Genomic DNA, 7,494 nt, shown 5'->3' on the forward strand with positions numbered 1-7,494 from the left:
AGCAAGCGCAGCGCATCGAGATGCGAGACGTCGCCGATGCCCTGCCGGCGCAGGGCGCGCCTTTGCCCAGCAGCGCCCCACGCCCCCACACCCGGCTCATGGCCGCCGCGGCCGAACCCGCCTTCACAGGCTCGTTGCCGACCCAGGTTGCGCGTCAGGAGCCGACCGCCCCCTCACTGCATGACTTGGCCCCAGCCAGCGCGCCCCTCCCGATCTGGCGACCCGATCCGGTTCTGGCGCAGACCGCCACCTTGCCTAGCCCGCGCCCGCCGGTGTCGGACTGGCAACAAGAGACCGTCGTGGCAATTGCGGCACAAGGTGACGGTATGCCTGCCTTGCGAGAAAGCAGTTTTGCTGAAGGGGAGAGCGTCGGTGTGGTGGAAACAGCAAGCGCTCAGGCCAATACCCGGGTCTCCGCCTCAGTAAAGCAACCGGACATCGTATTCGCCTCAGCGCCGACAAGCGGATCCGCTGCCAAGCAGGCCCGCGTGAAACAGGAGCACGCGAGCGCCATGCGAGCTCGCGCGAACGCGACAGAATTGCCGCGTCTGGCGCGAGGCGCCATACAATCGATCCCCACGACAATCTATGCGCAGGGCTTCAGCCGGGGGAACCAGGGCATGGATCATAGGCGGTTCACCGGCTCGGCCGTGGCGTTCCTGCCCTTCGTGCGTTTTGAGTGACCGGCAAAGTGTCAATTATCATGATTGACGTGGGTGACCGGGCTTGCCTGGGCTCCCTGCCGCGCCGAGGTGGAAATGGATATGACAGGCATGTCGCGGAGCGGCCGACACAGGATCGGCGCCAAGCCGGGACGCACCATCGCTCCGGCACCAGTTTCCGGCCCTCCTCAGGCGACAATCTCGAGGACCTCGTCAATAATGGCGCGACCCGCCACGCTGAACTCTTCCCCTTCGAACAAAGCAGCCTTTACATCGCCAACGATTTCGGCCGTCGCCAGGGCATCCTTGAGAACAGTGGCCAGCTTTTCGTCGCCTAATTCCATCTTGATCGTTCGCAATGCCAAGATCAAATGTGTCTGAAGATAATGCTTCTCGGCGGTAAGCTGCGTGATCATGGGGCCTCGTCGTCATCGACTTGCTACTGGGAACGATTTCCTTAGAGGAAAAATTCAGAATTCTACCTGCGCCGACGCGCTAACGCCCAAGCAAATGTGTGCTGCGATTTTGCGCCCTGAATTGTGTAGGAGAGATAGAGCATTTTCGCGATTCGGAAACGGGCAGAAACGTAGCAGCCCCTTTCGGTTTGCCTAGCCGATCTTGTGCTGACAACAACCGCTCGGTTTTTTTCGCTGGAGGTAGTTTTGGCGGATGGCCGGCATGAGCATTGCCGCGATCCTACCGACCATGACACTGATTGGCGGCCAGTATCCACCCAGATTGTTACAATGGACAATGGCTTGTGGCTGACCGACGGTTTTGCCAGGAATTCCGCGAGGGTGAAGAGCCCTCCATCGTGGCGATCGGCGAGATCGCGATGCGCTCCTCGCATAAAGGATAATGACGGCGGCGTTGACGGACGCCGCCGTCACTATCGTTGTCGCGCCGGCGATGACCAGCCGGCGCGCCGGCTGCTCGGCATCCGGGTTATTTTCCCATTTTTCTCAATTCGTTTGCTGCCAGCCGCAAGCTCGGGCGGGCGGTTTTGTGGTTTCGGCGCTGATCGGCCACGAGCCGCTCGCCGAGTTCCATATACACCACAGACATCATATAGGCTGCGAAATCCAGTTGCTCCGTTTTGGCCATAAGACCAAGTTCGCGAGCCATTGCCTGGATGTACTCGATCTTTGCTTTCTTCAAGCCAAGACTGCCTTCATCTTTTACAACAGGAAACATCCTCGACCTCACTATCGCCACACAACACCGTACACAACATAGTTTACAATATCGTGACCGGAAGACCAGCAGACAAAAGGTTGTAGGCGGTTGCAAAATGACGGAACTTGGCGATGGACCTTGCCGGAAGCGCATCCGCAGGATACCGGAGAGAGTTGTCGGGGCAGGAGCAAGGGATGCGAAAGGCTGATAAGCTACTTCATTCGATCATAGAAATCGTCGAGCAGGACGAAAGCCTCCATCATCTACTTCCCATACTTTTCGAAGCAAAGGAGGCTTTCGCTCGAGGACCGGCATTTTCGAAAGACGATGTCAGTCGCGTCGCAGAACTGATCCGCGGTCTGCATGGCGATGACGCCCTTTTCGAAAAGGCGCTGGCTTACGCGGACGAAGCCGGCCCCAATATGTTTGCCCATACGCTAGCCGCGGAATTGGAACGGCTAAAAAAATCAGCCAGCTAGAGCTGCCGCGGCGCCACGAGACGATAAACGTCCACCCAAAAAAGTGCCTTTTGCGTCTGTTCGTTTCGCTGACAGACGAGAGCGCGTGTCAAGGCTTCGCTCGCCGCCAGATCATCGAACGCCTGAGTAAGGCTGTGGGCAGCTTCCCTGACAGAAATCGTTGCAGGATCACGCTGAGGCATCTTGGATATTTGGATCGAAGCCATTGGCCGCGAATGTGCACGTAAAACTTTGCACTTGGAATACCCTCATATGAGGGTATGAAATGTGGCGCACGCGAGGTCGGCGAGGTCTGGTCATAACATGAACGACAAACACCATGATGTCTTTGCCAGCGCTTTCGAGGCAATCAAGCGGGCCCGCGACGTGGCACAAGCAATCGTCGCCATCAAAGATGCTTACGGTGTCGACCATGTAACCTATCATATGGCCCACATGATCTCTGGAAACTACGATCAGCCTTTCGTGAGAACGACATATCCCGACAGTTGGGTCTCCCGCTACTTGCAGCACGGATATGTGAAGGTCGATCCCGTTGTGCAGGAGGGCTTTGTTCGTCAGCTACCTTTCGAGTGGCGCGAAGTGACAATGACAGACGCAGCCCTGGTTCTCATGCAAGATGCCCTTGCGCACGGTCTTGCCATGAACGGGTATTCCGTCCCGATCGTGGACAAGGTCGGTCGGCGCGCGCTTTTCAGTCTCAACACCTCGATGGCGGATGAAGACTGGACTGCTTTTGTTTCCGGCGAAGCGGAGCATCTGTCGGAACTCGGACATCGACTGCACAGGCTTGCTGTATTCGAAGTCTATGGGGAACACGATCCCGTTCCTAGAATTGGCCCCCGCGAACGGGAGTGTCTAGCGCTGGCGGCACAAGGCAAGGAATATACGGTAATCGCCCAGTTGCTTGACCTTTCCGAACACACCGTCCGGGCCTACCTCAAGTCAGCACGCTTGAAACTGGATTGCTCAAATATTCCGCAAGCCGTGGGTAAGGCGGTCAAGCTGCGCATCATATCACTTTAGCACCCCCAAATGTGGGTATCGGTAGCGGAACACCCAACCGTGTGAATTTATCAATGCCTAATTTTAGGAAATGATCTCCTCCTGAAGAACTTTCAGGAGGTCAATATGTTCATTGCCCTACAGGCTCATAACTACGCAAAACACCTTCACCTGGTTCAACAGTATTACCGCCTCAGGAAGCGGGTATTTTGCGATCTGTTACAATGGGATTGCACACCAACAGGTGACGAAGAGCGTGACTACTACGACACGCTCGGTCCTGTCTATCTACTATGGTGCAGCAGCGACATGGCGGTGCTGTACGGCGGAATGCGACTGATGCCGACAACAGGACCAACGTTGCTGTATGATGTGTTTCGCCGCACCTTCCCGAACGCAGCCGAACTTTCGGCTCCCGGAATCTGGGAGGGTACCCGCATGTGCATCCACGAAGCGAACCTCAAACGGGACCACCCGGACATCGAACCGGGCAGAGCGTTTGGTCTGATGCTGCTGGCATTGTGTGAATGCGCGATGGCTCATGGTATCCACACGATGATTTCCAATTACGAGCCGCATTTGAAGCGCGTCTACCAACGGGCCGGCGCCGTCGTGGACGAACTTGGCAGAGCGGACGGATATGGAAACAGGCCGGTATGCTGCGGCAGCTTCGACGTTTCAGCAGAGATTCACGCAAGGATGCAGGCCGCAATGGAAGTCGATATTCCTCTCTACCGCAGACCGCCGCTCCACAATGCAGAAGTCATGAACAAGCATAATATTGCAGCGTGACTTATCATGCATGGAGAACCCGACGGTAAGCACTTCCAACTGCTGATGAGCCTAAGAGCAGCAAAGGCTGTGGCTGACGCCCAAGGAAATTCGGCTATGTCGTTTTTGCTGGCAATTGCAATCGCTCAGATTGAGATTGTTGCTCAGGAGTCCAGGGGGTGAAGAAGCGTTGCAACCGGACGACCATGCAAGTGAAATGGTCGTCCGGTTCCTTCCATCTCACCGGACGGGCCAGAGTTCACAGGTGGTCCAGCACCCAATTGTGACGTTTTGGTAACCACATTTTGGCGAAATCATGCCCGTCATGGTTGCAAAACCAATTTAGTTACAGCTAAATAAGGTTAGTTACAGCTAAACAAGGCTGGGGGGCGGACAGAGCTACTTTTCGGGAAGAAACCCTGATGCGCCAGTTTACCCACGGATTGCAACAATGTCGCTGCCCAGAATTGCCTTCAAAGCAGCGGAGATATCCCGTTGCCTAGGGCAGAAAGGCGCAAGCGCCCCGGAAAACTGCTTAGGCAGGCAACTGCTAAGCTCGCGGTTTCCGAACTGGATCTGGCTCGCCAGTTGGACATGCCGATAGCAGCGCTGCGCCATCTCGACCACCCCAACCCGCCACGTTATCTGCGACTGGTTCTGGCAGCAACAATTGCAGGGCTGGATGCCGATCGAATTCTGACGGAACTGCAAAATGGTCCTCTTGCCGCAGGCGATCCGGGTCCTTCGCTGCGCGCCCAGTGAGGAGTATGGGCATGTCACAGATGGAGATTTCGCGCGGCCGGCGAAAAGCAATGCGGCTCGGTAGTTGCTTGCTGCTCATCTGCTTGGCGATTTGTTTTGCCTGGTCATCGGCCCATGCGAAGGACTGTATCGATCGGGTACAGAACAGGTTCGCCTACCGGAACACGGCAAATGTCGAGGCAACCGCATTGCGACGGCAATTGGCGGCGATTACGAGACTGGAGCAGCAGCGTCGATGCAGCGCTGCTTCGTTGGGTGGATTTTTCAACGCTTGCCGAGACCTCGCATTTAGCAAGGCAGGAATTGAGGATAGACTGAGCAAGTTGGGGGCGGGATCCGCCAGGGGCGCAGAACGGTTGCGTGCCCGGTATAGCCGGCGGAATTGCGCGCCGGCCAGAAAACAGCGTGCACCGGAAACGACGCAAGCGATCGCACAAGCACCCAAACAGCGCGTATCGGGCCGTGGCATGTTTTTCTGTGTACGACTTCAGGATGGCTACTACTTCCCTGCACCCAACTCGCAATTTGTCGGCCCTGGATATGCCGAAAGCTTGCTCGACCGTTGCAGATATATTTGCAATGGCGACAATGTAGACTTGTACATGCTCGCCGATCCGGCGCAAGAAACAGAGGAGATGGTCTCAGTCTCACAAAAACAGCCATACAAGGATTTGCCCGCGGCTTTTCGATACCGCGATGCATCGGACTTTACTCAATGCAATTTCCGCAATTATCACTTGAGGGCTGCGCTCGCACGGGCCAAAGAAGCCACGTTAGCCACGTACAAGAACGTCAAACTGCCGTTGCCGCAACCACGGCCGGATCTGCCGGGCGATGTGAAAACGTCTCTCGGTTCGCCGGCAGAGATCGGCGTTCCTCTCAGGGGAAATGTCTTTCGCAGTAAAATTCGGGTGATCATGCCCGATGTTTTGCCAGCCAATTCAACAAGGATACCAGCATCAAGCCCGACGTCCAACACACCTAGTCCCGGCAAGGCAGCGATGTAGAAATTCGACGCTCCGGTTTATCTACAGCACCGACCTTTCGGCGATGTGGGGACACCCAGGACAGGTTCAGGGATTAGTAAGAACGAGCACCTGAGAGGGAAAATCCATGCGGCAACCTGTGTCAACCCGGCGAAGCCCAGCAAGTATTTCTTTGCATGGAAAACTCGGATTGCTCGCCTCCACTTCTCTTTTCCTGGGCTTTTTTCCGGCGGCACCTGCCTCGGCGGCCTGTGTCCTCTCCACTTCACCCGGCAACGATACGGTCATCTGCGATAGCGGCACAACCGTCGGCAACCTGACCGACGCCAGCGGCGACAACACGCTGCGGTTTCCAGCCGGAGGCACCGGCCAGATTACCGGCAATGTCACCTATGGCCCTGGCGCCGACCGCATCGAAATGCAGTCCGGCACCATCACCGGCACCGTGGAACAGGGGGCGGGTCAGGATAGCTTCGTGATCGGCGCCGGCACGGTTACCGGCAACGTCCAGCAAGGCATCGACATCGACGATTTCCAGATGACCGGTGGCCAGATCGGCTCGCTCAACCAGGGCGACGGGCTCGACACCTTCTTCATGTCGAATGGGCGAATCGTCGATTTCTTCGACGATGGCGACCGCGCCGTCATGACCGGCGGACGCATCGGCCGCGTCAACATGAAGCTCGACAAGAACTACTTCAACATGTCCGCCGGCACCATCGACCGCAACCTCGTCACCGGTTTCGACCAAGATACCGTCATCATTTCCGGCGGCACGATCGGCGGAAACATCAGCGTCAGCGGCGGCAATGACAGCGTGACGGTAACAGGTGGCTCGATCGGCGGCGATGTCCTGCTCTCCTTCGGAGAAGACACGTTCAACTGGAACGGTGGCGGCATCATCTACGGCACGATCGACCTCGGCGGCGACAATGACACCGCTGCACTCAGCAACCTCAACAACGGCAATCTCGGCGCCACGAAAGCGATCAGCGGCGGGCTCGGCACCGATGCCATCACCCTCTCCAACGTCGATCTTGACAATGTCTCCCGGCTGCAGAATTGGGAAACCATCAACGCCACCAACGATACCGAACTGAAGTTCGGCGGGACACTGGCTCTCGGCGATACCGGCACCGGCACGGGCACGCTCAATGTCGATGCAACCAGCACGCTTTATGGCGGCGGCGGCAATGGCGGCGTCTCGGCCTTCACGGCGGGACAACTCGCCAATGTCGTCAATGCCGGGCGCATCGATCTCACCAACGGCGGCAGCAGCCTGACCGATACCTTCACCATTGCCGGCAATTATACCGGCAATGACGGATTGCTGTTGCTGCAGACCGCGCTTGGCGACGATTCCTCGGCTTCGGACAAGCTTGTCATTTCCAACGGCACAGCCAGCGGCAGCACGAGCGTCACCGTCGTCAATGTCGGCGGCGCAGGCGCCGCCACGGCGCAGGACGGCATCATGGTGGTGCAGGCGCTGAACGGCGCCACCACGACCAGCAGCGCCTTCGCGCTCAACGGACCTGTCGCGGCAGGCGCCTATGAATACTACCTGTTCAAGGGTGGTGTCAGCGCCGGCAGCAACGAAAACTGGTACCTGCGCTCAACACTGATCTCTTCGACGCCCGCGCCGGCGCCCGATCC

The 7,494-nt window shown here is 57.4% G+C and carries 7 protein-coding genes and 2 pseudogenes; 7 read left to right on the plus strand and 2 right to left on the minus strand.

Features of this window, described 5'->3' with window-relative positions:
- A pseudogene (locus L4923_RS30210) lies at positions 1-683 on the plus strand (hypothetical protein); the annotation flags it as partial.
- 167 nt (positions 684-850) lie between these two features.
- On the opposite strand, the gene L4923_RS30215 reads toward L4923_RS30210, so the two are convergent.
- Positions 851-1,078 carry a hypothetical protein gene (locus tag L4923_RS30215; protein ID WP_239370797.1) on the minus strand — a complete coding sequence of 76 codons (228 nt, stop codon included), beginning with the start codon at positions 1,076-1,078 and terminating at the stop codon, positions 851-853.
- 529 nt (positions 1,079-1,607) lie between these two features.
- Positions 1,608-1,856, minus strand: a complete 249-nt coding sequence (locus L4923_RS30220) for a hypothetical protein (protein WP_239370798.1) — start codon at positions 1,854-1,856, stop codon at positions 1,608-1,610.
- Positions 1,857-1,969: 113 nt separating this feature from the next.
- On the opposite strand from L4923_RS30220, the gene L4923_RS30225 reads away from it, so the two are divergent.
- From L4923_RS30225 to L4923_RS30250, 6 genes and pseudogenes are all read left to right on the plus strand, one after another.
- Positions 1,970-2,317, plus strand: a complete 348-nt coding sequence (locus L4923_RS30225) for a hypothetical protein (protein ID WP_239370799.1) — start codon at positions 1,970-1,972, stop codon at positions 2,315-2,317.
- A 303-nt stretch (positions 2,318-2,620) separates the two neighbouring features.
- Positions 2,621-3,343 carry a LuxR family transcriptional regulator gene (locus L4923_RS30230; RefSeq protein WP_239370800.1) on the plus strand — a complete coding sequence of 241 codons (723 nt, stop codon included), beginning with the start codon at positions 2,621-2,623 and terminating at the stop codon, positions 3,341-3,343.
- A 105-nt stretch (positions 3,344-3,448) separates the two neighbouring features.
- Positions 3,449-4,114, plus strand: a complete 666-nt coding sequence (locus L4923_RS30235) for an acyl-homoserine-lactone synthase (protein ID WP_239370801.1) — start codon at positions 3,449-3,451, stop codon at positions 4,112-4,114.
- Positions 4,115-4,588: 474 nt separating this feature from the next.
- On the plus strand, positions 4,589-4,855 hold the full coding sequence (locus tag L4923_RS30240; RefSeq protein WP_239370802.1) for a hypothetical protein: 267 nt from the start codon (positions 4,589-4,591) through the stop codon (positions 4,853-4,855).
- Positions 4,856-4,866: 11 nt separating this feature from the next.
- A complete protein-coding gene (locus tag L4923_RS30245) occupies positions 4,867-5,862 on the plus strand; it encodes a DUF2865 domain-containing protein (protein ID WP_239370803.1) in 996 nt (331 codons plus the stop codon).
- A gap of 106 nt (positions 5,863-5,968) precedes the next feature.
- Positions 5,969-7,494: pseudogene (locus tag L4923_RS30250) on the plus strand (autotransporter family protein); the annotation flags it as partial.

Source organism: Terribium retamae (assembly GCF_022347545.1).
In the GTDB taxonomy this organism is placed as follows: Bacteria; Pseudomonadota; Alphaproteobacteria; order Rhizobiales; family Rhizobiaceae; genus Mesorhizobium; species Mesorhizobium retamae.